The following is a 25,931-nucleotide window of genomic DNA, read 5'->3' as shown; positions in this document are numbered from 1 at the left end:
GTCGGGTCGCGCTATGCTCGTCGTCGCTCGCCATGCCGTTCTTCGACTCTGCCAAGCTCCGCATGCCCACTCCCCAGGAAGTGCTGCCCGGTCGCGACGAGGTGATGCCCGTGCCCGAGGTCCACTTCGTGCACGGCCGTCGTCTCGTTCCGCCCTTTCCCGAGGCCCACGAATTCGCCATGTTCGGCCTCGGCTGCTTCTGGGGGGCCGAGCGCAAGTTCTGGAGCTTGCCCGGGGTGTACTCCACCATGGTGGGCTATGCCGCCGGCCTCACGCCCAATCCCACCTATCGCGAGGTCTGCTCGGGGCGCACCGGTCACAACGAGGTGGTGCGCGTGGTCTACGATCCCAAGGCGATCGACTACGCCACGCTGCTGCGGACGTTCTGGGAGAGCCACGATCCGACGCAGGGCATGCGCCAGGGCAACGATGCGGGCACCCAGTATCGCTCGGGGATCTACGTCTACGGCGACGACCAACGCGACGCCGCCGAGGCCTCGCGCGCGGGCTATCAGGCGCGCCTGCGCGAGGCTGGCTACGAGGACATCACCACCGAGATCCTCGATGCTCCGCCGTTCTACTACGCCGAGGAGTATCACCAGCAGTACCTGGCCAAGAACCCGGGGGGCTACTGCGGGCTGGGGGGCACCGGGGTGGAGTGTCCGGTGGGCCTGGTCGCGGGCCCTGCATGATGCGGCCCCTCACTGCTCGCGCAGGCGGCCGTGGCTGGTGGTCACCGAGCGCTCGCGGGCGGTGACCTGACGCAGCAGGCCCTCGAGCGGGCCGTGTCGCCAGCGGTGGCGCCACCACAGCGCGAACGCGAGCGCAGCCCCGTAGCACGCCACGGCATAGGCGAACGCGAGCTCGAGCGGCTCGCCGCGCAGGAAGCCGTGCTCGAGCGGCACGAGGATCGCGACCACGTGGAGGAAGTAGATCGTGAACGCGAGCTGGCCGGTTGCGACGAGCGCGAGCACCCGCCGGCTGTGCCCGCGGCGCTGCGACAGCTCGATGCAGCCGCAGATCGTCGCCACCGCGATCGCCGAGCCCGATACGATGAAGAACGGCCGTGGCGCGCGGGGCCAGGTGAGCAGCCAGTCGGCGTAGCCACCCAGGCCCAGCAGCTGGTGCTGCCGCTCGTGGCGCCCGAGCGTGTCGAGCCCGAACGCGAGCAGGGCGACGGCGACCGCGATCGCCAGCGCGCGCCGTCGCACGCGGCGCTCGCCGAGCTCGAGCCGCCCGATCGCCATGCCCACGAGCAGGAACGCGATCCACGGGAACACGGGGTAGAGCCCGTTGAAGAACACGTGGCGCACGACGCCGCCCGGCGTGAGCGTGGGGCGCACCGCCCAGTCGAGCTCGCCCGCGAGCACCATGGCGATCCACACCGCCGCGACCGCGAGCAGCCACAGCGCTCGGCTGGGGGCGCGCAGCAGCGGAATCGCGAGCAGCAGGTACACGCCGTGGAAGTGCAGGATGTCGTACTCCCACAGGTGCAGCAGCAGAAGGCCGAGGGCGATGAGCAGCAAGGCGCGCTCGACGAGCGGTCGGTAGTCGATGGTGGGCTCGTAGTCCTCGTCGCGTTGGTGCGAGCGCAACGACAGGCCCGCCCCCGCGAGCAGCACGAACAGCGCGGCGGCCTTGCCTTCGATGCCGTCGAACAGCCACCGGAGCAGCGAGCTGCCGTGGTAGGCGAGCATCTCGTGGCGGACGTCGACCATGATCATGCCCAGCACGGCGATCGCTCGCGCGACGTCGTAGCCGGGCAGCCGCCCGCTGGGCATGTCGATGGCGTTGGACATCCGAGGTGCTCGGACAGGAAGAGCTCGGGACGGCAGCGGTCGACGGACCGCATCGCGACGCGCACACGGGATCGAGCGCGCACGAGTCCCGCACGACGGTCACGTCGGTGGGCGCAGCGCTCGGCTCGGCGATCACGCGATCGGCGGGCCGCGGGCGCGGGGACGCTCGACGGACGTGCTCGATGCACGAGCGTCACGCGAAGCGACCACGCCGACGGGTCTGGGAGCCGCAACGACGAGCGACGGCCGAGCGCCCACGAGGCCGGCCTCGTGGGTGCTCGAGTCGTTCGCGACGCGCTTGCGCAGCAGCGAGAGCTCGCCCAGACGAGCCGACGTCGACACCTGCGCCGGGTCGCTCGCCCGCGTCGCGGCGGCGGCGGCGGACACCTGGGTGAGCGGCCGTGCAACCCCGACCACGCACAGCAGCGCAGTCACGAGCAGCCGAAGCCAGGCGGCGCAGCGCGGCACCGTCACCAGCGTCGCGCGCCGCGAGCTCGAATGCAAGTGCTCTCATCGAGCGCGAGTCCGCTCGCGCACTCCTGGGATCAGCGGACGAAGATGGCGCCCTGCTGATTGTTCAGATCCGCACCCTCCATGCAGTTGTCGTAGTAGAGGTAGAAGCGGTTCTGGAACAGGCCGAAGTCGAGGACGTCATCCGAGTAGTCGCGCAGGAAGTAGACGTCGTCCTTGTTGGCGAAGCCGATCCAGCGCAGCATGTCGGGCCCGCCGCCAGGATCGCAATCTCCCAGCACGGTGCGCAGCTCCATGGTCTCGACCGACGAGTCGCCGTAGTCGTCCAGGAACCCCGGCGGAACCTGCACGACATAGGCCGTGGTGGTGGGGGTGGCAAAGCCCATGCGACGGGTGATCAGCACCTCGGTGAACTCGGGGCCGACCACGGCGACGCCGAGCGAGTAGGCCTCGTCGACGTCATCGAGCGCGCCCGTGGTTTGTCCCCAGCCGAAGGGATGGCCGCTGGCACTGGACTCGCTGCGCGCGACCAGGGTCCAGCCTCCCTCGTCGAGGTCCATCTCGCAGTGGACCTTCATGGGCATGCCGTCGTCGAGCCGAGCGATGGTATGGGTGCCCGTCTGCGCGCCGGGGTCGAGCGCCAGGATCTCGTTGCACGAGGCGGGCAGCGGCTCGCCGGTGGTGTCGGAGCCTCCGGAGGACGACGAAGAACCGGAGGTGGTCGGGTCCTCTCCGCCGCTGCTGCTGCTGGTCGAGGTCATTCCCCCGGTCGCTTCGGAGACCGAGGTCGTGTCGTCGGCCTGGGCGACGGTGGTCCCCTCATCGGACGAGGAGCCTGGTGACGTCGCCGCATCAGAGCCCTGGCCGCCCGCATTCAGCGCGCAGGCGCTCGAGACGAGGAGGATGCCGAGTGTGCCGCGCATGGGACCGCATCAGATCATCAGCTGCTCGAGCAGCTCGAAGTTCTCCTGCTCCTTGGGATCGATGACCCCGTCGGCGCTGAACACCGCGCGCGCCGCATCCAGGAACAGCTGACGGTGGGCTCGGGGCACGCGGGTGGGATCGACGTCCTCGGGCGGGGGCGGGCTCTTGAGCCACCGCATGATCTGTTCGCGGTCGGCCTCGAGATCGAGCGTCTTGATGAGGCGCTCCACCACCACCTTCTCATCGTCCTGCACCTCGAGGTCGGCCCACGCAAAGGCGCACACGAACCTCATCAGGCGCAGTCGGTCTTCACGGTCCAGGTCGGTGATGGACGCCATGGGCGGACGATATCACGACCCGTGGCCCAATTGTCATCAATGGTCGTCCATCACATCGAGATGGACCCCTTGCGGAACTCCGACTTGCCGATGTGAGCATTGACCAGGACCGGGATGCCACTGGCGGCTGCCTCCTTGGCCTGGGCGAGCACGGCCGTCAGGTCTTCCTCGCGCTCGACCACGAAGCCCTTGGCCCCGAAGCCCTCCACCACCCGGTGGTAGTCACTGCGGGCCAAGACCGTACCCACGTCGTCGTCGAGCAGCACCACCTGGTCGCGGGCGATCTGCTGCCAGCTCGCGTCGTTGCCCACCACCGCGATCACGGGCAGGCCGTGTCTCACGAACGTGTCGAACTCCGCGATGCTGTAGCCGGCCGAGCCGTCGCCGTAGAGGATCCAGACCTCGGCGTCGGGGCGGCACAGCTTGGCTCCCAGGGCAAAGCCTGCCCCCACGCCCAGGGTGCCGAACGCCCCGGGGTCGAGCCACGACAAGGGGCTGCGCGGTCGGGTCACGTAGGATGCGGTCGCCACGAAGTCACCGCCGTCGGCCACCTGCACACTGTCGTCGGCCAGGGCATCGTCGATGGCCCGCACCACGGCCAGCGGATTCATGGGCTCGATCGTGGTCGTGGTCTGCCCGGCGATTTGCTCGTTGCGCTCGTCGTCGCGGGCCTGCAGTCGACCCAGCCATGCCGCGCGGGCCGGCGAGTCGTCGGGGGTCCCGGCCTGCTCGGCCAGTGCACACAGCAGCTCGGTGGCGTCGGCCACCACGGCCAGGGTGGGACGACGGTTCTTCTTGGCGTCGGCTTCGCTGCGGTTGACCGCGATGAGCTTGGCCTTGCGGTTGATCTGCAGCCCGTAGTCCATGCGGAAGTCGCACGGCACCCCGGCCAGCAGCACGAGGTCGGCCTCGCGCAGGGCCTTGCCACGCTGGTGCCGAAACCACAGGTCGTGGCTGGCTCCCATGAGGCCCCGGGCCATCCCCGAGAGGTAGACGGGCACGCCCAGCCGCTCGATGGCCGCGACCAGGCGCGGCAGCTCCTCGGGCTGCAGCGTGGCCTGGCTGCCCAGCACGAACACGGGGCGCTTGGCCTCCCGCAGCAGCTTGGCGGCGCGCTCGACCGCGCCGGGGAACGGGGTGGGGGGCTGCGGCCGAACGCGGGGTCCGGGGGCGTGCTTGTTGGCGCCCGCGAACACCCGGAAGAGGTGCGCGCGCAGGTACCCCTGCAGCGCCAGCTCGGGCAGGCTCTTGGTGTCCGACGCCGCCTTGGCCCCGTAGAACTCGCGCACGTTGTCCTCGGGGTAGAGCAGGTCCACCGGACACTCCACGAACACCGGGCCCGGTACGCCCTCCTGCGCGACCTCGAACGCCTTCTCGAGCGTGGGCACGAGGTCCTTGACCCGGGTGCAGGCGGTGGCCCACTTCACGTGCGGCTCGATGAGCGCCATCTGGTCGATGTCCTGCAGCGCCCCGCGGCCCTTGAGGACCGTTGCCGTGGCCCCGCCCAGCAGGATCACGGGCGATTGCGCCATCTGGGCGTTCTTGATCGCGGTGATGGTGTTGGTCACGCCCGGGCCGGCCGTGACGGCCGCCACTCCGGGGATCCCGGTCAGGCGCGCCACTGCGTCGGCGGCGAACACCGCGTTGACCTCGTGGCGCACGTCGATCACCCGAATGTCGCGGCGCTTGGCGCCCACGAGGATCGGCGAGATGTGACCGCCGCACAGGGTGAACAAGAAGCGCACGCCTTGGCGGCGCAGGACCTCGGCGATCTGATCTCCACCGTTCATGGGGTCGGTTCTTCCTGGTTGGGCTCGGATGCGAGCACGTGGGTGGGGGGCACGAAGCAGGTCAGGTGACCGGTCAGGACCACCGTGTCGCCCACGCGGGCCTCCACGTCGACCCGGTGCTTCTTGCCGGAGCGCTCGGCCACCGTGGCCTCTGCGATCACCCGCTGTCCCACCGCCACCGGGGCACGAAAGCGCAGCTCGGCCGCGCCCAGCACCACGGTGGGCTCGTTGATCGCCAGCATGGCGGCGTGGTCGACCAGGCCGAACACGAAGCCGCCGTGCACCAGCCCGGTCGCGTCGGCCTGCATGCGAGCGGTGGCGGTCATGCTCACGGTGGCGGTGCCCTCGGCGATCGCCTCGGGGGTGCCGCACAGCTCGCGATCGAGGGCGTGATGGGTGCGGATCTCCACGGGTGGCGGGAGGATACCCGCTCTGGCCGCCCCTTCGGGAGCGCCGGCTGGCGGCGGCGCGGGCCTTGCCGGCCGGCTCCGGCCGTCGGGAACCATCCAATGGGATGGATCGCACGGCGGTCGGCGCTCCCGCGTGCTAGGCCCGAATCCGTGCTCGCGGGGATCCTCGGTGCGATCGTGGCAACGGGGCCAATGGGAGGGCCAGCAGGAGGGCCAGCAGGAGGGCCAGTGGAGTGGCAGGCCCCCGAGGGCTGCCCGGAGGCCACGGCGGTCGAGCGCCGCGTGGAGGATCTGCTCGGCCGGGCGCCCGAGGCCAACGAGCTGCGCGCGGTGGGGGTGGTGCACGCCGGGCCGCCGTGGCGCCTCGAATTGACGACCAGCATCGGAGGTCGACGACAGCAGCGCACGCTGCGGGGCAACGACTGTCGCGCCGTGGCCGAGGCCGCCGCGTTGATCCTGGCCGTCAGCGTGGATCCGATCGGGGTCGACGGGAGCCTCGAGGCCCCGGACGTGCCCGTGCTGCCGATCCCGCCGGTATCCCCGGTGAGCGAGGCGCCCGGGGTCGACCCCGGGCTCGCGGTCACCCCGTTGGACGAAGCTGCGCTGCCCTCTCCCCGCCCGCCGCCGCGCGCTCGTCCTCGCGTGCACGTGCGCGTGGGGGGAGGCGGGGAGCTCGGCGCCATCCCGGGCGGTACCGGGGGCGTGCGTGGGGGTCTCGCCGTGGTGGGCGAGCGCATGCTGCTGCGGCTCGAGGGCAGCTACTGGATCGATCGGCTCGCCGAGGTCGGCGACGGCACGGTCCGCCGCGGCGCCGTGGTTGGGCTGGGCACGGTCGGTCTGCAGGGCGGCGTGCACCTGGGCGGCCGGCGGGTGCGCGTGCCGTTGGTGCTGGGGCTCGAGGCCGGAGGCCTGCGCGCCTCGGGGGTGGGGCTGGTCGACGCGCGGCGCCTCACGCTGCCGTGGTTCGCGGCCGTGATCGGAACGGGGGTTTCCTGGTCCATCACCCCGCGCGTCGCGCTATGGGCGACGCTGGAGGGCGTGGTGCCGGGAGCACGAACAAAGGTGCGGGTTGGGCGCGAGGGCGGGAGCACGATCGTGCACGAGCCCGCGGTGCTGGGCGGTCGCGCGCTGGTGGGGCTCTCCTTCGAGATTCCATCGCCGCGGGTGACGGATGGCGGGCCATCCGGGGATGAGCGTTCGCGGTGACCTACGACTCGTGCGACGACGCCGCGTTCGGCCCCGACGAGCGCGAGCCCGACCCCGGTGCTCGTGCGGTCGCCGTGTCGTCATGGCGGCGGGGCTCGGTCCGCGTGCGACCGGGGGTTGCGCGCCAAGACGCCGTGCGCTCGCGTCGAGCCTTCCAGCGCTTCTATCGCGAGCACTTCGGGCTCGTGTGGTCCATGGTGCGGCGCTTTGGGGTGCCGGCGGCCCAGCACGAGGATGCGGTGCAAGAGGTCTGGATCGTCGCTCATCGCCGGCTGCACACGCTCGAGCCCGATGCGTCGGCAAGGGCATGGTTGTCCAGCATCGCCCGGCGCGTGGCCTCGCGGCTGCGTCGGACCGACCATCGCCAGCGCCGCAAGCTCGCCGCGCTCGAGGTGGCGGCGAGCCACTCACCGAGCCGCGGGACGAGCTCGGTCGACGGGCAGGATGCCAAGCGCCTGCTCGACGATCTGCTCGGCGAGCTCGACGACGAGCAGCTCCACGTACTCTTGCTGGCCCAGGTCCATGGCTTGACTGGACCCGAGATCGCGCAGGCGCTCGAGATCCCGCTCAACACCGCGTACTCGCGCCTGCGGCTCGCCCGGCGACGGGTCGATCGCTTTGCCTCCGAGCTGGGCACGGAGCGGGCCGCCGTGTTGACCGCGCTGCGCCGCGAGGAGCAGCCACCCCGTCGGGCCGCGATGCGGGCATGGGTGCTGCTGGTGCCCGAGCTCGGTGCGTCGCTGGGTACGAGCGGCTCGGGGATCACCGCGTTGAGCGGCCTGCTCTCCGGCGCGAAGGCCTTCGCGCTCGTGGTGGGAGTGGGCGTGCTCGGCCTGGGCGTCGCGCGGGCCGCCGTCGATGGTCCCGTGCTGCCACCCATCCCGGTGACGAGCGTCCTTGCCGGCCCGGCCGACGGTCTCGGGCGAGGGGCCAGCATGCGGCTCGAGGTCCACCCCGCCGAGGACACCACCCGCGACGAACGGCCGAGCCCCGCGAGCTCGGGCATGGTCTCGGTCTCCCGCATCACGAGGGAGCCGGTCGTCGAGCGGCCGCGCTCGTCGGTGTCGGCGCGTACGCGGCCTCCTTCCCGGGACTCGAGACCCGCACCGAGCGAGCCGCAGGGGGTCGACGTGGCCCCGCGCGGCAACGATGTGGATGCGCTCGACGCCGAGAACGAGCTGCTCGTCGGGGTTCAGCGAGCCCTCCAGGGCAGGGATCATGCGCAGGCCCTGCGCTTGCTCGACGAGCACGAGCGACGCTTCCCGCTGGGGGTGCTGGTCGACGAGCGTCGTGCGGCACGGGTACGAGCGCTGTGTGGTCTCGATCGCGTCGACCAAGCGCGTGTCGAGGCTCGTCGATTGCTGCGCGACAGCCCCCGCTCTCCGGTCGCCGCCGGGGTGGCCGATGTTTGTTCGTGAGGAGTGACGGATGCCGTCCTCGGTGGGGATGTCAGGCGCAGGAACCAACCGATGAACGCCGGCATCACTCACGCTCACCTCGTTTGCTCCGCTCGCTCCACCCTCGCCCTGGCCACGCTATGGCTGGCCTCGCTCGGCTGCATCTTCGAGGGCAAGGTCGGTGACGAGCCCGGTGGTGGAACTGGCGAGGACTCCGATGTCTGGGGTTCGGGGGTGATCGAGTCGAGCACCAGCATGGGCCCGGGCCACAGCAGCGCTCCGCCCGAGCCCGGTGGCACCATGACCTCCACCACTGGCATGAGCTGTGGCGACGTCGATGGTGCCACCGCGCTCGCATTGTGTGGGATCGTGCTGATGGAGCCCGAGCCGGGTGCTCCGATCTTCCACGAGGGCATCGAGTGCGAAGGTGGGGGTACCCTCGACGTGGTGGTGGGTGCGCAAGTGCACCTGTTCGCCAACGGCGAGTGCCTGTGCACCGCGATGGGCTGCGGCGATCCGATTGGCGGCACCACGGGCTCGTTCCCCGGCGAGGACAGCTGGGGCACGGGTGACGCGACGACCGACGCGACCGCCACCGCGGGCGACACCACCGGCGGGACCGATGCATGTGGCCCCTATCCGCCGGGCACCGAGAGCTACGTCTGTGGCTGCGAGACGTGCTCGGCCGTGCTGACCAACGTCGACGAGCAGTGGTTGTTCGAGGATGCCGACCTCGGAGCCGTCTGCGAGTGCATGTGCGGATGGGCGGGGTGCGGCATGCCGGCCTAGCGCGTGGTCTCGTGCATTCGTAGAGTGCTGGAATCGTTGGAGAATGTTCCGCGATTTCCGGCGTGGCGCGCGACGACCTTGACGGTGAAGGGCGGTGCGGGTAGGTATCCGCGCCCAACCCAATCCGGAGTAGCTCAGTCGGTAGAGCAGGCGGCTGTTAACCGCCGGGCCGGGGGTTCGAGTCCCTCCTCCGGAGCTTCATGAGGCCCAGGCCATTCAGCCTGGGCCTTTTTCGTGACAGGACCCTCGCCGGTGATGCCGGCGGGTCTTGGCCAAGGCCTCGGGTCGGCTGGCAACACGTCGACACCCACCACCCGATGACCTGCGCGAGCGAACATCAGCGTGTCACGTCCCTCCTGTTCGGCGTTGGCGACGGGCTGCCGAGTGTGGACAGTACACGGTCGGACAACTCCGGTGCGGCGTGGCACCATCGCGCGCATGACCACCGGACCCGCGCTCGCCCAGCACCTGCGTGACCTCGCGAAGCTGCGTCGCGTTCGGGATCGGATCGATCGGGAGTACGCGCAGCCGCTCGACGTCGAGGCGCTCGCCCGTGGTGTGGGCATGTCGGCCGGGCACCTCAGCCGCCAGTTCCGGCGCGCCTACGGTGAGCCGCCCTATGCGTATCTGATGACGCGGCGCATCGAGCGCGCGATGGCGTTGCTGCGCCGTGGCGATCTCGGCGTCACCGAGGTCTGCTTCGAAGTCGGTTGCTCGTCGCTGGGCACCTTCAGCACTCGCTTCACCGAGCTGGTCGGCGTGCCGCCCAGCGTCTACCGGCGCCAAGCGGCGCGCGCGACCGAGGGGATGCCGGCCTGCGTGGCCAGACAAGTGACCCGCCCGGTCAGGAATCGAGAAGCGCCGGCGGCTGGCCGCGCCTAGCATCACCGCCATGGACATCACCATCCACTCGAGCTTCCTCCCCCAGACCGACCCGGACGCCTCCCTGGCCTTCTACCGCGACCTCCTCGGCTTCGAGGTTCGCAACGACGTCGGCTACGAGGGCATGCGCTGGATCACGATCGGCCCGGTCGGACAGCCCGACACGGCCATCGTCCTCCATCCACCGGCGGCCAGCCCCGGAGTCACCGAGGACGAGCGCCGCACCATCGCCGAGATGATGGCCAAGGGCACCTATGCCTCGCTCCTGCTGGCCACCGCCGACCTCGACGGTACCTTCGCGCGGCTCGAGGCGAGCGACGTCGAGATCGTCCAGGAACCGACCGAGCAGCCCTACGGCGTTCGCGACTGTGCCGTCCGCGATCCTGCGGGCAATCTGCTGCGCATCCAGCAACGCCGCTGAGCCACCACGAAGGCAGCTCCGCGCAAGAGGATGAAGAGACACGATGAGCACGGCGAAGAAGACGGCGAAGGGCACGACCAAGAAGACGGCGAAGAAGTCGGCGAAGGGCACGACCAAGAAGACGGCGAAGAAGTCGGCCAGGGGCACGACCGAGCAGTCGGCGAAGAAGTCGGCCAGGGGCACGACCAAGAAGTCGGCCAAGCGCACGAAACCAAGGGCGGTGGCCAGTGAGGCGACCAAGAGCGCGCCGACGCGCTCGCCAGGCCTCCACGCCGCCGATCGCCACGAGTTCATCCGCGTTCACGGTGCGCGCGAGAACAACCTCGGGGACATCGACATCGCGATCCCCAAGCGCCGACTGACGGTGTTCACGGGAGTCTCCGGCTCGGGCAAGAGCTCGCTGGTGTTCGGCACGATCGCCGCGGAGTCGCAGCGGCTCATCAACGAGACCTACAGCGCCTTCGTACAGGGCTTCATGCCGACGCTGGCGCGCCCCGACGTCGACGTGCTCGAAGGGCTGACGACCGCGATCATCGTCGACCAGGAGCGGATCGGCGGCAACCCTCGCTCCACCGTCGGCACCGTCACCGATGCCAACGCGATGCTGCGCATCCTCTTCAGTCGGCTCGGCAAGCCGCACATCGGCCCGCCCAGCGCGTTCTCGTTCAACACGGCGTCGGTCCGCGCCAGCGGTGCGATCACCGTCGATCGCGGCAACCGCAAGACCGTGAAGGCGAGCTTCAGCCGCATCGGAGGCATGTGTCCGCGCTGCGAGGGCATGGGCTCGGTCACCGACTTCGACCTGTCGGCGCTGTACGACGAGGGCAAGTCGCTGAACGAGGGGGCGCTCACGATCCCCGGCTACAGCATGGACGGCTGGTATGGCCGCATCTTCCGCGGCTGCGGCTTCTTCGATCCGGACAAGCCGATCCGCAAGTACACCAAGAAGGAGTTGCACGACCTGCTCCACAGGGAGCCCACCAAGATCAAGGTCGACGGGATCAACCTGACGTACGCGGGGCTGATCCCGACGATCCACAAGTCGTTCCTGTCCAAGGACGTCGACGCGATGCAGCCGCACATCCGCGCGTTCGTGGAGCGGGCGGTGACGTTCACCACGTGCCCGGAGTGCAGCGGCACTCGGCTCGGCGAGGCGGCGCGCTCGTCGAAGATCGAGGGGATCAGCATCGCCGACGCCTGCGCGATGCAGGTGAGCGGCCTCGCGCAGTGGGTCCACGGCCTGCACGAGCCGTCGGTGGCCCCGCTGCTCGCCGCGCTGCGGCACAGCCTCGACTCGTTCGTGGAGATCGGGCTGGGCTACCTCTCGCTCGACCGCTCCTCGAGCACGCTGTCGGGCGGCGAGGCGCAGCGCACCAAGATGATCCGCCACCTCGGCTCCGCGCTCACCGACATCACCTACGTCTTCGACGAGCCCACCGCGGGCCTGCACCCCCATGACGTCCAGCGGATGAACGACCTGCTGCTGCGGCTGCGGGACAAGGGCAACACGGTGCTCGTGGTGGAGCACGAGCCGGAGACGATCGCAATCGCCGACCACGTCGTCGATCTCGGCCCCGGCGCCGGCTCGGCCGGGGGCACCGTGTGCTTCGAGGGCACCGTCCTGGGGCTGCGCGAGAGCGGCACCATCACCGGGCGCCACCTCGACGACCGAGCCGCGCTCAAGCCGACCGTGCGTGGCCCCGCCGGCAAGCTGGAGATCCGCGGCGCGACCACCCACAACCTCGCGGGGGTCGATGTCGACATCCCGCTCGGCGTGCTCGTCGTCGTCACCGGGGTCGCCGGCTCCGGCAAGAGCTCGCTCGTGCACGGGTCGATCCCCGCGAGTGCGGGCGTGGTGTCGATCGACCAGGTTCCGATCCGCGGCTCGCGGCGGAGCAACCCCGCGACGTACACCGGGCTGCTCGACCCGATCCGCAAGGCGTTCGCGAAGGCCAACGACGTCAAGCCCGCGCTGTTCAGCGCCAATTCCGAGGGCGCCTGTCCCGGCTGCAACGGCGCCGGCGTCATCTACACCGACCTGGCGATGATGGCCGGCGTGGCCACTCCCTGCGAGGAGTGCGAGGGCAAGCGCTTCCAGGCCTCGGTGCTCGAGTATCGCCTCGGCGGCCGCGACATCAGCGAGGTGCTCGCGATGTCGGTGATCGAGGCCGAGAAGTTCTTCGGCACCGGCAAGGCGCGCACCCCGGCGGCCCACGCCATCCTCGAGCGACTCGCCGACGTCGGGCTCGGCTACCTCGGCCTCGGCCAGCCGCTGCCCACGCTGTCCGGGGGCGAGCGGCAGCGGCTCAAGCTCGCCACCCACATGGCCGAGAAGGGCGGCATCTACGTCCTCGACGAGCCGACCACCGGCCTCCACCTCGCCGACGTGGCGCAGCTGCTCGGCCTGCTCGACCGGCTCGTCGACTCCGGCAAGTCGGTCATCGTCGTCGAGCACCACCAGGCCGTCATGGCGCATGCCGACTGGATCATCGACCTCGGTCCCGGGGCCGGCCACGAGGGCGGGCGGATCGTCTTCGAGGGCACGCCCGCCGAGCTCGTGGCCGCCCGCTCGACCCTCACCGGCGAGCACCTCGCGGCCTACGTGGGCGCCTGATCAGGACGCACGGGCTCGCGGCGAGACGGCAGCCGGTCGTGATCACTTTCCAATACTTAGGCATTGACCTAAGTATTGGGACGCCCTAGACTGCCCCCGTGTCTGCCGCTCCACGAGCCGTCGACGGCGTCTTCCGGGCGCTGTCGGACCCGACCCGGCGTCGGGTCGTCGAGCGTCTCGGCCGCAGCGCCGCGGCGGTCAGCGAGCTCGCGGAGCCCTTCGACATGGCGCTGCCTTCGTTCGTGCAGCACCTCAAGGTCCTCGAGGAGTGCGGGCTGGTTCGTTCGAGGAAGACCGGCCGGGTGAGGACCTACCGGCTCGTACCCCGGCGCCTGCGGCTCGTCGAGGACTGGCTGAGCGAGCAGCGCTCGATGTGGGAGCGCCGCCTCGATCAGCTCGACGACTACCTGGCCGAACTCGCGGAAGCAGAAGAGGAGAACACATGACCCCGCAACGATGGAACATCGACCCCAACCTGGACCTGGTGCTCGAGCGCGTCGTGGACGTCTCGCCGGCGCTCGTGTGGAAGGCCTGGACGCAGCCCGAGCACATCAAGAAGTGGTTCACACCCGCGCCGTGGACGACCGTCGACTGCGAGATCGATCTACGCCCGGGCGGGATCTTCCGCACGGTGATGCAGTCCCCCGAGGGCGAGCAGTTCCCCAACGTGGGCTGCTACCTCGAGATCGTGCCCGAGCGCCGGCTCGTGTGGACCGATGCGCTCGAGACGGGCTTTCGGCCGTCGCGCCAGGAACCGGCGCCTCACTGTCCCTTTCGCCTCACGGCGGCGGTCCTGCTCGAGCCCAGCGGCACGGGAACCAAGTACACTGCGATCGCCATGCACGGCACAGCCGACAGCCGCAGCCGCCACGAGGAGATGGGCTTCCACGACGGCTGGGGCGCGGCCCTGGACCAGCTCGTGGCGATGGCCCACGAGCTGTGACGAGCCTCGGACCCGCTCATGAGCACGCGCAGCGAAGGACCGCCGAGCTCGGGACCGACGCGGATCGATCGCGGTGGCGTGTTCTGGCTCGCTCCCGACGACTCTCGGGGGCCGGCCCCGAGCTACTCCCACCCTCACGTGGTGGTGTCGGAGGACGTCTTCAATCACTCCCGCATCACCACCGTGGTCGTGTGCGCCCTGACCTCGAACCTGCACCGGGCGAACGAGCCCGGCAACGTGCTGCTCGACGAGGGCGAGGGCGACCTCCCCAAGCGGAGCGTCGTGGTCGTGTCCCAGATCTCCTCGGTCGACAAGGCGCGGCTGGGGGAGCGCATCGGCGCGTTGTCGGGCGAGCGAGTGGATCAGATCCTGGCGGGCCTGCGGTTCCAGCAGGCCTCGTTCTTCCGGCGATAGCATGGCCGCGGCCGCGCTCGGGCCCTCAGCCGCGTCCGTCGCGGTAGCGCTCGAGCACGGCCGCGATGGCCTCGATGCCAGCGGGCTTGACCAGGTGCTCGTCGAAGCCCGCGTCGAGGGTTCGCGCGCGATCCGAGGGCTGTCCGTAGCCGGTCACGGCGACCAGCGGCGTGTCGCGGGTCTTGGGGTCGCTGCGGATCGCCTTGGCGACGTCGTAGCCGCTCATGCCCGGCAGGCCCAGGTCGCACAGGATCAAGTCGAACGAGTGGCGCTGCAGCAACTCGAGCGCCTCGAGCCCCGTTTCCGCGAGGGCCACCGCGTGGCCCTGCAGCTCCAGCAGCATTGCGAGCATGGTTCGGGCGTCGGCGTTGTCCTCGACGATGAGGATGTGGCGCGGCTTCGATGGGTTGGGCCGAGGTCTCGGTGCGTCGACGTCGGGCGGGGGGGCGAGCGGCAGGCGGACGACGAGCTCGGTGCCCTCGCCCAGTCCTGCGCTGCGGGCCTCGATCGCGCCGTCGTGGAGCGCCACGAGCCCCTTGGCGAGGGCCAGCCCGAGCCCCAGCCCACCCGCCGATCGCACGATGTCCTGCGCCTCCTGCTGGAACGGCTCGAACAGCACCTCGAGCATCTCGGGGCGCATGCCGACCCCCGTGTCGCGCACGCGAAACACGGCCGCGCCGTCCTTCGCGGTCAGGGTCACGACGACGCGGCCACAGGCGGGGGTGAACTTGATGGCGTTGCCGACGATGTTGTCGAAGATCTGCACCAGGCGCGCGCGATCGGCGAGGACCCACAGCGGTGCGGCAGGCAGCTCGGTCTCGAGCTCGAGCTGGCGTTCCTCGAGCTCGGAGCCGTGGTCGTGCACGACCTCCTCGACCACGGAGCAGGCGTCGAGGGTCGTGCGCTCGAGGACGATCTTGCCACGGGCGATGCGCGAGACCTCGAGCAAGCCATCGATCAAGTGGGTCATGTGGGTCGACTGCCGCTCGAGCACCGCATGGATCCGTGTCATCCGGGGGTCTGGGCTGGTGGTGTGCTCGATGAGGGCGGTGGCGTTGCGGATGGCGGCGAGCGGATTGCGCAGCTCGTGCCCGAGCATGGCCAGGAACTCGTCCTTGCGCCGGTCGGCCTCGCGTAGTCGCTCTTCGCTGATCCGCAGCGCGGCCTCGGCTCGGGCCCGCTCGACCGCAGCCCAGGTGCGGGCCGCGATCTCCTCGGCGAGCCCGATCTCCTCGGGGGTCCACACGCGAGGGGCGGACTGATGGATCGCGAGGAAGGCCACCAGGCGCGCATTCCTGACCAGGGGCACGCCCAGGTAGGCGATCACGCCTGCCGTGGGGTAGCTCGTGCGCTCTTGCTCGGACAGCTCGGTGACGGTGTCGACGTCCGAGATCACCAGCGTGTGTCCGGAGCCCAGGGTTCGCAGCAGGTAGGGGCCGAACGCGTGGACGTGGTACACGCCAACGGGAGACGCGATCCCCGGGGCGCAGAACGCTGCGTGGATGCGGATGGTGTCGTCGTCGTCATCGACCTCTGCGTAGCAGACTCGGCTCGCGCCCAGGTACTCGCCCAGCAGGCGGGTGACCGCGTGCTGAGCGTCCCTGGGGTCGGCATTCGGCCCGATCGCGTCGGTGAGCCGCAGGAGGAACGTCTGCCGCACCTCGAGCTCGCGGGCCGTCTCGGCCCCGAGCGCCGCGTGTGATCCCGGAGTGCTCGGCTCGACGAGATCGAGCACCCCGAGGACTCGACCATCGGACGCACGGATGGGGGTCAGCACGTGGCGAGCGGTGGCGTCGACGTGATGCTCCCAATTGGGTGCTTGGCCGGGCCGCACGAGCTCCTCGCATCGCCGGCCGAGCGCGTCGAGTGCTTCGGGCCAGCCCTCGCGCATGGGCAATCCCATCGCCGCGGGGGACCGGGACCCCAGCAGCGGCGCGTAGGCATCGTTGTGGATCAAGGCCAGCTCGGGTCCGAGCCACAGGGCCATCGGCGAGCCGTGCTCGAGGCACAGCAGAGTCGAGGTGTGCAGGGCGGCCGGCCACTGGTCGACCGAACCGAGCGAGGTGGTGCTCCAGTCGATTGCGCGGCACAGGGCCCGGGCTACACCTGGCCCGGCAAAGAAATCCATCCCTGGTGAGCTGTGTCGATCGGCCGTCAACGCGTACCTCCAGGGATGCCGCACGATCACAGGCCGCCCCCGGTGATCGTCGTGGTGAACGATCGTCCATCCGCGGCCGGGTATGCAAGGCGTATGATCGCGGCCGTGCTCCTCGTGCTCGCACTCGAGCAGATGGAACATCGGGCTCGCTCCCGGCGTGTGCGAGATCTGCGGCGAGGGAGCGAGCCATGAAGCCCGTGGGCCATCACACGGAATTCGAGCGAGCCGTGCGGCCCGAGCGGGTGTGATCGCCGGCGGGGTCGGCCAGTCGGACGTCGCCCACCGCGTCCTCGGACGGCACGGCCAGCACCGCGTGAGGGATGGCCCGGGCGTGGAGCTCGGCGACCGCGGCGGAGTGCCTCCTACTGGGCCTTCGCGGGGATGGGGCCGACCGCCTCGGTCAGTCGACGCCCGAAATCCTCGTCGGCCCGGCGGAAGTGGTCGATGGAGCGCTCGATCACGTCGGCCCGGCTCACCTGCGAGAGCCCACCGGCGATGTTGTCGACCAATCGCTGCTGCTCGTCTCGCGTCATCAGTCGGTAGAGCGCTCCGGCCTGGCCGAAGTCGTCGTCCTCCGCATGGGGGACCAGGCCGCCCGGGCCGATCGCACCCTCGAGCGAGTAGCCGAGGTCGTAGGCCTCGTCCGTCTGCACGGGCCCGTCGTAGCCGTTGGGCTCGTAGTTCCTGCTGCGGCCGCCGTTGTCGTCGAAGCGCATGGCGCCATCGCGCCCGTAGTTGCGCGCCCCGCCGGGCACGCCCTTGGGCGCGTTGACGGGCAGGCGCGAGTGATTGATGCCCAGGCGATAGCGATGGGCATCGCCATAGGCGAACAGCCGCGCTTGCAGCATGGGATCGGGCGAGGGGCCGATGCCCGGCACGAAGGCTCCCGGATCGAACGCGGCCTGCTCGACCTCGGCGAAGTAGTTGTCGGGGAGTCGATCGAGCACCATGCGACCGACCGTGACGAGCGGATAGTCCTGGTAGGGCCACACCTTGGTCAGGTCGAACGGGTTGAAGCGATAGCGGGCCGCATCGGCCACCGGCATCACCTGCACCTTCAGCGTCCACGAGGGAGCGTCGCCGCGCTCGATCGCGTCGTAGAGGTCCTTGTGGATGAACGAGGGGTCCTTGCCCCCGACTCGCTCGGCTTGCTCGGTGGTGAGGCAGCGGATGCCCTGGTCGGTCTTGAAGTGGAACTTGACCCAGAAGCGCTCGCCCTGGGCGTTGACCCACTGGAACGTGTGGGAGCCGAAGCCATCCATGTGTCGGTACGACGCCGGGATCCCGCGATCGCCGAACAGCCAGGTGAACTGGTGGGTGGCCTCGGGAGAGCGCGAGAAGAAGTCCCAGATGTTGTCGGGCTCCTGCCGGTTGGTGAACGGGTCGTACTTCTGCGAGTGGATGAAGTCGGGGAACTTGATGCCGTCGCGGATGAAGAAGATCGGCGTGTTGTTGCCCACCAGATCCCAGTTGCCGTCCTCGGTGTAGACCTTGACGGCGAAGCCCCGGGGATCGCGAGCGGTATCGGGTGCGCCCTTGCTGCCCGCCACGGTCGAGAACCGCACGAACACCGGGGAGCGCTTGCCGACCGCGGAGAACACCTTCATCTTCGTCCAGCGAGGGACGTCGGGGTTGGTGACCTCGAGGAAGCCATGCGCGGCGCTTCCCACCGCATGCACCACGCGCTCGGGGATTCGCTCGCGGTTGAAGCGGGCGAGCTTCTCGATGAGGTGGTGGTCCTGCAGCAGCGTGGGTCCGTTGGGGCCCGCCGTCTGCGAGCGCTGATTGTCGGCCACGGGGGCGCCGGCTTCGGTCGTCAGGATGGGTCGGGTCGTCATGATCACCAACCTGGGGCCCGAGCCGTGATTGGTCCAAGACATCATTCGTATCTACATGATAGTCATTGGCTATGAGCACGGCTCCGCTCCCGTTCACGCTGAGGCAGCTGCAGTATGTGGTGGCCCTCGGAGACCTGCGCAGCTTTCGTCGCGCGGCCGAGCGCTGCCATGTGTCGCAGCCGTCGCTGAGCGCCCAGCTCGCGCAGCTCGAGGATGCGCTGGGGGTGCGGTTGTTCGAGCGGGATCGACGTCGCGTGCTCGTGACCGCGGCGGGCGAGGTGGTGCTCGAGCGCGCACGGCGGCTGCTGCTCGAGGCGGACGACCTCGTCGCAGCGGCTCGCCTTGCCCGCGACCCCCTGGTCGGCACGCTCCGGCTGGGAGTGATCCCGACGATCTCCCCGTACCTCCTGCCTCACGTCACCCCGGCGCTGCGCGAGGCGTTTCCCGAGCTCGTGGCGGTGTGGACCGAGGACAAGACCGACGCGCTGGTCGAGGCCCTCGAGGCAGGGGCCCTCGACGCGGTCTTGCTCGCCCTCGAGGCCGAGCTCGGCGAGGTCGAGCACGCGGTCGTGGCCGTCGATCCCTTCGTGCTCGCGGTGCGCCCCGGCGATCCGCTCGCAGGTCACGAGGGGCCGGCGCGACGAGCGGAGCTCGCCGACGTGGAGGTGCTGCTGCTCGACGACGGCCACTGCTTCCGGACCCAGGCGCTCGAGTACTGCTCGCGCACCGGCACGCGGGAGCTCGAGTTTCGGGCGACGAGCCTGACGACGCTCGCGCAGATGGTGGCGGGCGGGGCCGGTGTGACGTTGCTCCCCACGCTCGCGGTGCCCACCGAGGCTCACCGGGCCGGCCTGGAGATCCGCGAACTCGCGGCGCCGGTCCCGTCTCGGACGATCGCGCTGGCATGGCGCAAGCGCTCGCCGTTGGCGCGGGCGCTGCAGGAACTCGCCATCACCATTCGGCGCGCCTACCCGCAGCCCGAGCGCCTTCGCGTGCCCCGCCGTCGCAGGGCACCGAGACGCCGGTGAGATCTCCCTGTGACGAACATCGGGCTGACAGCCGACCGCGCGAATGCGACCATGGCCACGGCGGCCGTTGCCGCGATTCACCCATGAGATCGATCATCGCGCTGCCCCTGGTCGCGTGTGTTGCCTGCACTGGCTCCCCCCAAGGCGACACGCTGGGAGAGAGCTTCGGCGGACCCACCGCGTCGTCGACCACCGCGCCGGACGGCAGCAGCTCCTCTGGCCCGCCGAGCCCCGACTCCGACTCGGTCACCGGCTCGTCGAGCGGGAGCGTCGACGAGACCGGTCCCACCACCGACGGCGGCACGCTCAAGCTCGACGTCGGCTCGGACGACTCGGGAGGTCCCATCCCCGAGGTCGCCGAGGTGTTCGGCCACAGCGGGCGCACGCTCTATCGGCTCGACCCCGACACCAACGAGGTGGTGGTGGTGGGCGACTTCACCGGCCTCGACGGGAACTTCTCCATCATCGACATCGCACTCGACGGTGACTCGAACATGTACGGCACGGCCTACAGCTCGCTGTGGTCGATCGATCGTACCACCGCCGAGTGCACCAAGATCGCCAGCGGCAGCTACACGACCTCGCTCTCGTTCGTGCCGGCGGGGACCGTCCACCCGACCGAGGAGGCGCTGGTGGGCTTCGATGGTGCTCAATACGTGCGCATCGACGTCGGGACCGGAGCCGTCACCACGCTCGGTACGCTGCCGGGGGGGCTGCAGTCGAGCGGCGACGTCGTCTCGGTCAAGGACGGAGGGACCTACCTCACCGTGTTCGGCCCGGGCTGCGATGCCACCGATTGCCTGGTGGAGCTCGATCCCGCCGATGGCTCGGTGACCCGGAATTTCGGACCGCTGCCCTACGATCAGGTGTTCGGTCTGGCGTTCTGGGGGGGCAGCGCCTACGGCTTCGCCCGCGAAGGGGTGCTGTTCGAGATCGAGTTCAACGGGGACATGGTGAGCACCACGGAGATCCCGATTCCCGTGGCGCCGCCCGGCCTCGAGTTCTTCGGCGCGGGTTCGACCACCTCGGCGCCGCCCGTGGCCGGCTGAGGGCCGCGCCCGAGCGCGTGGGGTGGGGGTGGGTGGCACGTCTTGTCCACCCTGGAAAATCAAGCACTTGCGCGCCGCTTCGCGGACAGGTGTCCCATTCGAGCCAACTCACTGTGCCATCGCGCCCAGATCGTCTAGGGTGGCAACGCAATGTCGAACGCGAATGCGATGGCCATCCTCGTGGGTCGGATGAAGGTCCATGAGCTCGCGCGCATGGCTGGGGTTGGGCTCGAGGAACTCGTGACCGTGGTGCTCGCTCACCGTGGAGGCACGTCGGCGAGGCGGGCCACCAACGACGTGTCCTCGCGTCGGCGTGGGTCCGTCGGGCGCTCGTCCGAGCGATCGCCGGGACCCGCGGGGCCGAAGTCGTCGGCTGGCACACCCTTTCCTGCGCTCGGGGACATGGCGGGGCAGGCCACCTACCGACAGATCCACTTCGCCATCGATCGATGGTTGCTCGGCAACGTGTGGGAGCAAGAAGGTCACAACGTCAGCCGGGCGGCGACTCGCCTCGAGATCAGCCGCCGGCGCTTTCGCGAGCTGTTTGCTCGCACGCGCAGTGAAGACCCGGGGCCCGCGGTCGAGGCCCTCGAAGGCAAGCCGAGCGCTCCGCTTGCCGGGCCTGCGCTCGAGTCGTTGCTGCCCACGGGCACCTACCGGACGATCCACGACGGGGCCGACCGGTGGTTGCTCGGCCACGTGCTGGAGTGGACGGCGGGCAACCTCACGCATGCCGCTCGCCACCTCGACGTCAGCCGCAAGCACCTGCGCGAGCACCTCGCGCGCGTGGGCATGCGATAGCGTCGAGGCGGGCCCTCACAGCTGCGAGGCGCGCTGCTCGGCCCTCTCCCACATGCGGATGTAGGCCTCGGCCGAGCGGAACAGCGGCTCGAGGTCGGCCTCCGACACCGCATCGCGCCGCGCGTCCTCGAGCAGCTCGGGCAGCAGCCCGATGTGCACCATGCCTTCCATGTTGAAGTCGAGCACGCGGTTGCCCACCGAGGGCTCGGTGAATTCCACGTCGCCGGCGTAGGACGTGAAGGGGTAGGTGACGGGGTCCTCCTGCGGGGTGGGGCAGGCGCCTGCGGCGAAGCGGGGGCCGGGCGCGCCGGCAAAGCCGTTGAGATCGAAGCCAAAGCCCTCGCCCGGGTAGCCGCCGTTGGCGGTGATGAGGGCGATGCGCTCCTGCAGGCGCTCGAGCATCAGCCCCGGAGTGGCCGCGTCGCGACAGCGGCCGAGGCCGGTCTTGGAGATGCCGCCGAGCTGGTAGATGAGCCCGCCCTGGGTTCCGCCGTGGGTTCCGGCCGCCGGGTAGTCGTTGTCGACCAGCAGCTCGAACGCGCGGACCTTGGACCACTGGGGCAGGTGGTCGATCTCGATGATGATCCCGCGCGCCATCATCTCGAGCAGCAGCGTCTCCCCCAGCGGAGTGAGCGATGCGTTCTGGCAGTAGTCGCCGACGAGCGGAGGATCGTCGAGGTACGAGATGAACGGGAACAGGGTGGGGAACGGCTGATCGGGGAAGTTCGAGAAGTCGTTGGGCGCCGGGGTGTCGTACTCGTCGCGCGGCATGTTGAGGCCGCCGAATGCCACGTCGCCGTGGTCGAAGATCTCGTGAGCGTCGGCGGGACAGTCCTCGGTGAAGTTGGACCAGTGCCCGCTGTTCATGAAGTTGCCCAGCTCGATGAAGGCCCGATCGCCATCACCCGGGGTGAACGCGTTGTCGTACTTGTGCACGGGGAAGATCGCCCGCACGCCGCGCTCGTAGTAGGTGTCGAGCGTCTGCCGGATGTAGTCCTCGTCGCACAGGGGGCTGCTCTCACGCGGGGTGATGCGGCAGTCGAACAGGTCGGAGGTCTCGATGCCCAGGATCACGGCCATCTTGCCGGCCTCGATCGCGTTGCGGGCCTCGGCGGGGGTCAGCACGATGCGGAACCACCCCTCGCCGGGGCCGCCCGATTGCGCGTCGATGTAGCGCTCCAGCGCGTAGGTCTCCTCGATGATGCGATCGACGGCCACCATGTCCTCGCACGAGTAGCGCACGGGCTGGATCCCCTCTCCCGCCGTCATGTGGCAGATGGCGGAATTGGTGGTGGCGTGCTGGACCACCAGGCGCAGCCCCGCGAGGTACGCTCGCTCGAGCCAGCGGTAGTACTGCGTCTGGTGGGTCGAGCGCGTGGGGGCGTTGGGCCAGTCGGTGAACTCGGGGTAGCCCGCGGTGGCGTGGTTGTCGACGCTCAGCTCACCGGCCAGCAGATCGGGGAAGAGGCCCGCGATGTCGGCTCCGTCGGCGCCCGCGGTGTCGAACGCGTAGCCGAAGAAGTCCTTGCGACCGTTCTCGCCGTGATAGATCGAGCAATCCGGCAGCGCGTGCTCGACACCCAGGCGGTGGAACGGCGCGCCATGGAAGATCCCACCGCCACCGAATGCGAAGTTGGACAGGATGTGCGAGTGGGTGTCGACGATGCCGTAGAGATCCCCGTCCTCGAACTGGGTCTGGGTCACCGTGCCGGTGGCGTCGAGGGTCAGCTCGGGGTGCTCGCGGCAATCGGAGGCGCTCTCGAGGGTCACTGCCAGCGCGGCGGCCTCGTCGGTCACCAGCCCGTCGTGGCCCAGCCGCTGGCCGGTGCGACGGTTGCGGAGCCAGACCTGGGTGGAGGGATCGGTGGCCGCGGGCTCGAGCACCCACTCTGCACCCGAGACGTAGTCGTCGTCGACCAGCAGCATGTCCGATTGCAGCGCGGTCTGACGGAGCAGGGGTCCGTCCTCGGCCACCAGGTAGCCCCCGTCCTCGTCGTAGAACAGGTACGTGCCAAGATCGGAGGCCTTCATGAAGAAGCGCGAGGCACCGCCACCGGCGAAGCCGAACGCCTCGTCGGAGGCGCGGGCGAGCCACTCGTCGCCCGCGTGGATCGAATAGCAACCGTTGGCGAACACGTGGACGTCGAGCTCCGCAGGGGGCTCGCCGGTGTCGGTCGCCGTGCCGTCGAGGGTGTCGTCGGTGGTGCTGCCCGTCGTCGTGCTCGTGGTGGTGTCGCCGGTCGTGCCATCGGCGACCGGAGGATCGTCCGGTTTGCACGCGAGCGAGAGCAAGGCCAAGACCAATGAAGAACGAGGACCGCGCATCACGGGCGCGATGCTATCCCACTGGCGGCAGGCCCGCCGAGCGCCGTCGGGGTCACGCCGGGTTGGCGGGGTCACACCGAGGTCTGGCCCGGATCTCGGCGTCGCAGCGCGAGCAGGCCCAGCAGGCCCAGGAGCATTGCTGCGCTCCCCTGGCCGTGTCCGTCCGCGGGCTGCGAGCAGCCGCAGCCGCTGGCGGAATCGTCGGGTGTCTCCCCGGGATCGGTCTCGGCCGCGGTGGTCGCTCCGGCATCGGCGCCGGAGGTGTCGTCGCCCGCGGGGTTGCTCGTTCCGACCGGGCCGCCGCTGTCGTTGCCCGAGCCGGTCGTCGACGAGGGTCCGCCCCCCGACGAGTCTCCTGGTCCGGTCTCGTCACCCGCGCTGGTGGCCCCCGCCGGGTCCGCCTCGACGGCCAGGGTTGCGCAGTGGTGGTAGTAGCAGCCGCCGGGGTCGTTCAGCCCGTGGTTGGACATGAACTGGATCACCTGCAGCGTGCAGTTGGTGCACTCGACACCCTCGGGGATCGTGATGTCGATCGACTGCGGCTCGGTGAACGGCGCGTTGTGCTCCCACACGCCGTCGGCGAGCACGGGGAAGGCGGGTGCGGGATCGATCGGTGCGCTGCCGCAATCGGTGGTGCCGGGGGTGACGGGGGGCGCGTCGGGGAGCACACCGTCGTCGAGCGCGAGCGCGATGCGGTAGTGGCCCGGGTGGAAGATCGTCTCGTTGATCGTCACCGTGATGGTGTCGCCCGCCTGGAGCGACGTGACGATGCCGGTTGCGATCGCACCGCCGTTGTCTCCGCACGGTGGTGCCTTCTGGGGATCACCGAGGGCATTTTGCTCGAACATCGCGGGCGGCGACGTCAGCTCGAAGTGTGCGAGGGCGGGAGTCGCCAAGCCAAGCAGGGTCGCGAGCACGGCGAGCCCGGGAACGGAGCGGGAGTCGATGAGGTCGAGCACGCGTGGGAGACTACTCGATCCTGGACCGGCGTGGCTCGCCCATTCTTCGCGGCGGATGGCGACGTGGAAGCGTGTTCCCGGGTGGCGCTCGAGCGAGCAGCACCGATCACGAGGCGCGTGGGCGCGACGGCGGACGGAGCATGAGCTTGGTCGGCTCCTCGGCGGTCAGTGTCGGTTGCGGAGTCGTGGATCGACGAGCGTAGCGGCCTTCCTCGCGGCGCGGCGCCCCCGAGAAGTCCATCGCCAGCCGCTCTCCGTCGGTCCACGACGCGCGGCCGGGCAGCACGATCGAGCGCTTGTTGCCGGCCTCGACCAGGTCGACCGCCAGGCGCACCGGGGAGTTGATGGGGACCTGATGAGCCTCGACCACCAGCTGTGCACCGTCGACCCCAACCTCGCACACGTGGCAGGACAGCTCCTCGTCCGACGGGAGCTGGAGGCGAGCAAACAGCCAGCAGCCGAAGCGACGGAACCCGCGCTGGGGCACCTGGCCTCCGGGCGAGGGCGGCTGCTTGAGCTTGAGCTTGAGCCGATCGAACGTGCTCACCAGCTTGGGGTCGGCGAGTCCACCGCGCAGCTGCCGAGCCCGCAGCGTGCGGTACTCGACGATGTCGGCGAGCAGGTTGCCCACGTACGGGCCGATCTCGGGGTGCTCGAACACGAGGGCGTGACCGCTGCGATCGCGAATGGCCCCCGCCGGCACGGCGATCCCGACCGGCGTGGTGGGAGCGTGGCGGCGTGCCGCCATCACGGGAGTATGAGCGGCCCGACGCGGTCCATTGGGCTCTCCACCGGGGCTCGGGACCATCGGGGGCCGGAGGAGCTCCGGCACGGGCTCGTACGCCAGCTCGACGTCGGCGATGGTTATCTCGGCGTGGGGTTCGAGCAGGTGACGTCGCACGAGCACGCCGTCGACGTAGGTCCCGTTGCTGCTGTCGAGGTCGACGAGCACGTGAGTCCCGTCCTCGCCGCGCTCGATGCGAGCGTGGTTGCGCGAGACCTCCTGGGCCGAGAGCTGGATGTCGGAGGTCGCGTCACGGCCGATCGACAGCCGAGCTCCGACCGCATAGGTCGCTCCGCAGAGGGGACCGTTGAGCACGCGGAGCTGCCATCGCCCATTCCTGGTCGAGCACGACTGTTCATCCATCATCGGAACGGACATCGTAACCCTTCGGCGGCGGCCAGCGGGGCCGGGATGCGCTGCGTCGTTGCGCTCGAGGAGGCGCGAAGACACGACGGGCACGAACCGAGGGGCGGCCGCGCGTGAGGAGGGTCGACAGCCGCGCGCTCGTGAGCGCGACGGTGAGCGATCGCGAGCAGGGATGCGCGCGAACGAGCGAAGGACGGTCGAATACGCGCGCGTGCGCTCGCGCTT

General features: G+C 70.0%; 24 protein-coding genes and 1 tRNA gene. 14 read left to right on the top strand and 11 right to left on the bottom strand.

Annotated features, from left to right (window positions below):
- The first annotated feature begins 32 nt into the window (after positions 1–32).
- On the top strand, positions 33–692 hold the full coding sequence (gene msrA / locus OEB96_RS15370; protein WP_266216566.1) for a peptide-methionine (S)-S-oxide reductase MsrA: 660 nt from the start codon (positions 33–35) through the stop codon (positions 690–692).
- A 9-nt stretch (positions 693–701) separates the two neighbouring features.
- Here msrA and OEB96_RS15365 read toward each other — a convergent pair whose 3' ends face one another.
- The 6 genes from OEB96_RS15365 to OEB96_RS15340 form a co-directional block, all read right to left on the bottom strand.
- Positions 702–1,799, bottom strand: a complete 1,098-nt coding sequence (locus tag OEB96_RS15365) for a DUF418 domain-containing protein (protein ID WP_266216565.1) — start codon at positions 1,797–1,799, stop codon at positions 702–704.
- Between the two features lie 132 nt (positions 1,800–1,931).
- A complete protein-coding gene (locus OEB96_RS15360; RefSeq protein ID WP_266216563.1) occupies positions 1,932–2,267 on the bottom strand; it encodes a hypothetical protein in 336 nt (111 codons plus the stop codon).
- A 77-nt stretch (positions 2,268–2,344) separates the two neighbouring features.
- Complete coding sequence (locus OEB96_RS15355; protein WP_266216562.1) at positions 2,345–3,193, bottom strand: fibrinogen-like YCDxxxxGGGW domain-containing protein; 849 nt, start codon at positions 3,191–3,193, stop codon at positions 2,345–2,347.
- 9 nt (positions 3,194–3,202) lie between these two features.
- A complete protein-coding gene (locus OEB96_RS15350) occupies positions 3,203–3,532 on the bottom strand; it encodes a tellurite resistance TerB family protein (RefSeq protein WP_266216561.1) in 330 nt (109 codons plus the stop codon).
- Between the two features lie 50 nt (positions 3,533–3,582).
- Positions 3,583–5,322 carry a thiamine pyrophosphate-binding protein gene (locus OEB96_RS15345; protein WP_266216559.1) on the bottom strand — a complete coding sequence of 580 codons (1,740 nt, stop codon included), beginning with the start codon at positions 5,320–5,322 and terminating at the stop codon, positions 3,583–3,585.
- Positions 5,319–5,732, bottom strand: a complete 414-nt coding sequence (locus OEB96_RS15340; protein WP_266216557.1) for a PaaI family thioesterase — start codon at positions 5,730–5,732, stop codon at positions 5,319–5,321. The genes OEB96_RS15345 and OEB96_RS15340 overlap by 4 nt, the downstream gene beginning before the upstream one ends.
- A 228-nt stretch (positions 5,733–5,960) precedes the next feature.
- Between OEB96_RS15340 and OEB96_RS15335 the strand changes: the two genes are divergently transcribed.
- The 10 genes from OEB96_RS15335 to OEB96_RS15290 all read left to right on the top strand — a co-directional run bounded on the left by OEB96_RS15335 (position 5,961) and on the right by OEB96_RS15290 (position 14,398).
- Positions 5,961–6,938 carry a hypothetical protein gene (locus OEB96_RS15335; RefSeq protein WP_266216556.1) on the top strand — a complete coding sequence of 326 codons (978 nt, stop codon included), beginning with the start codon at positions 5,961–5,963 and terminating at the stop codon, positions 6,936–6,938.
- Positions 6,935–8,356 (top strand): RNA polymerase sigma factor, encoded by a 1,422-nt coding sequence (locus OEB96_RS15330; protein WP_266216555.1) that lies wholly within the window; start codon positions 6,935–6,937, stop codon positions 8,354–8,356. The genes OEB96_RS15335 and OEB96_RS15330 overlap by 4 nt, the downstream gene beginning before the upstream one ends.
- Before the next feature lie 51 nt (positions 8,357–8,407).
- The gene (locus OEB96_RS15325) at positions 8,408–9,124 is read left to right on the top strand and encodes a hypothetical protein (RefSeq protein WP_266216553.1); all 717 of its coding nucleotides are present in this window, start codon (positions 8,408–8,410) and stop codon (positions 9,122–9,124) included.
- A gap of 123 nt (positions 9,125–9,247) precedes the next feature.
- Positions 9,248–9,320 (top strand) — tRNA-Asn (locus OEB96_RS15320).
- Positions 9,321–9,562: 242 nt separating this feature from the next.
- Positions 9,563–10,006 (top strand): helix-turn-helix transcriptional regulator, encoded by a 444-nt coding sequence (locus OEB96_RS15315; protein WP_266216552.1) that lies wholly within the window; start codon positions 9,563–9,565, stop codon positions 10,004–10,006.
- Between the two features lie 10 nt (positions 10,007–10,016).
- A complete protein-coding gene (locus tag OEB96_RS15310) occupies positions 10,017–10,427 on the top strand; it encodes a VOC family protein (RefSeq protein ID WP_266216550.1) in 411 nt (136 codons plus the stop codon).
- A 43-nt stretch (positions 10,428–10,470) separates the two neighbouring features.
- Entirely contained in the window at positions 10,471–13,041 is a 2,571-nt protein-coding gene (locus OEB96_RS15305) for an excinuclease ABC subunit UvrA (protein WP_266216548.1), read from the top strand.
- Positions 13,042–13,139: 98 nt separating this feature from the next.
- Entirely contained in the window at positions 13,140–13,487 is a 348-nt protein-coding gene (locus tag OEB96_RS15300) for an ArsR/SmtB family transcription factor (protein WP_266216547.1), read from the top strand.
- Complete coding sequence (locus OEB96_RS15295) at positions 13,484–13,984, top strand: SRPBCC family protein (protein WP_266216545.1); 501 nt, start codon at positions 13,484–13,486, stop codon at positions 13,982–13,984. Before OEB96_RS15300 ends, OEB96_RS15295 begins: the two co-directional genes overlap by 4 nt.
- An 18-nt stretch (positions 13,985–14,002) precedes the next feature.
- Positions 14,003–14,398: a type II toxin-antitoxin system PemK/MazF family toxin gene (locus OEB96_RS15290; RefSeq protein WP_266216543.1), complete on the top strand. Its 396-nt coding sequence runs from the start codon at positions 14,003–14,005 to the stop codon at positions 14,396–14,398.
- Positions 14,399–14,423: 25 nt separating this feature from the next.
- Here the strand turns inward: OEB96_RS15290 and OEB96_RS15285 are convergent, their stop codons facing one another.
- Together OEB96_RS15285 and OEB96_RS15280 are read right to left on the bottom strand one after the other, a co-directional pair.
- The gene (locus OEB96_RS15285; protein WP_266216542.1) at positions 14,424–16,556 is read right to left on the bottom strand and encodes a hybrid sensor histidine kinase/response regulator; all 2,133 of its coding nucleotides are present in this window, start codon (positions 16,554–16,556) and stop codon (positions 14,424–14,426) included.
- 362 nt (positions 16,557–16,918) lie between these two features.
- Positions 16,919–18,394 carry a catalase gene (locus OEB96_RS15280; protein WP_266216540.1) on the bottom strand — a complete coding sequence of 492 codons (1,476 nt, stop codon included), beginning with the start codon at positions 18,392–18,394 and terminating at the stop codon, positions 16,919–16,921.
- Between the two features lie 71 nt (positions 18,395–18,465).
- Between OEB96_RS15280 and OEB96_RS15275 the strand changes: the two genes are divergently transcribed.
- The 3 genes from OEB96_RS15275 (at position 18,466) to OEB96_RS15265 (ending at position 21,272) form a co-directional block, all read left to right on the top strand.
- Entirely contained in the window at positions 18,466–19,422 is a 957-nt protein-coding gene (locus OEB96_RS15275) for a LysR substrate-binding domain-containing protein (protein WP_266216539.1), read from the top strand.
- 83 nt (positions 19,423–19,505) lie between these two features.
- Positions 19,506–20,471, top strand: a complete 966-nt coding sequence (locus OEB96_RS15270) for an NHL repeat-containing protein (RefSeq protein WP_266216537.1) — start codon at positions 19,506–19,508, stop codon at positions 20,469–20,471.
- A 150-nt stretch (positions 20,472–20,621) separates the two neighbouring features.
- Positions 20,622–21,272 carry a helix-turn-helix domain-containing protein gene (locus OEB96_RS15265; RefSeq protein WP_266216536.1) on the top strand — a complete coding sequence of 217 codons (651 nt, stop codon included), beginning with the start codon at positions 20,622–20,624 and terminating at the stop codon, positions 21,270–21,272.
- Between the two features lie 15 nt (positions 21,273–21,287).
- On the opposite strand, the gene OEB96_RS15260 is transcribed toward OEB96_RS15265, so the two are convergent.
- The 3 genes from OEB96_RS15260 to OEB96_RS15250 all read right to left on the bottom strand — a co-directional run bounded on the left by OEB96_RS15260 (position 21,288) and on the right by OEB96_RS15250 (position 25,706).
- Complete coding sequence (locus tag OEB96_RS15260; RefSeq protein WP_266216534.1) at positions 21,288–23,597, bottom strand: amidohydrolase family protein; 2,310 nt, start codon at positions 23,595–23,597, stop codon at positions 21,288–21,290.
- A gap of 71 nt (positions 23,598–23,668) precedes the next feature.
- The gene (locus tag OEB96_RS15255; RefSeq protein WP_266216533.1) at positions 23,669–24,556 is read right to left on the bottom strand and encodes an SCE4755 family polysaccharide monooxygenase-like protein; all 888 of its coding nucleotides are present in this window, start codon (positions 24,554–24,556) and stop codon (positions 23,669–23,671) included.
- A 106-nt stretch (positions 24,557–24,662) separates the two neighbouring features.
- A complete protein-coding gene (locus OEB96_RS15250) occupies positions 24,663–25,706 on the bottom strand; it encodes an FHA domain-containing protein (protein ID WP_266216532.1) in 1,044 nt (347 codons plus the stop codon).
- Between the last annotated feature and the right edge of the window lie 225 nt (positions 25,707–25,931).

The sequence above is a fragment of the Paraliomyxa miuraensis genome, from assembly GCF_026337845.1.
GTDB lineage: Bacteria > Myxococcota_A > Polyangia > Nannocystales > Nannocystaceae > Paraliomyxa > Paraliomyxa miuraensis.
The sequence above is the reverse complement of the archived record's forward strand: the minus strand, read 5'-3'. Positions and strand labels throughout refer to the sequence as shown.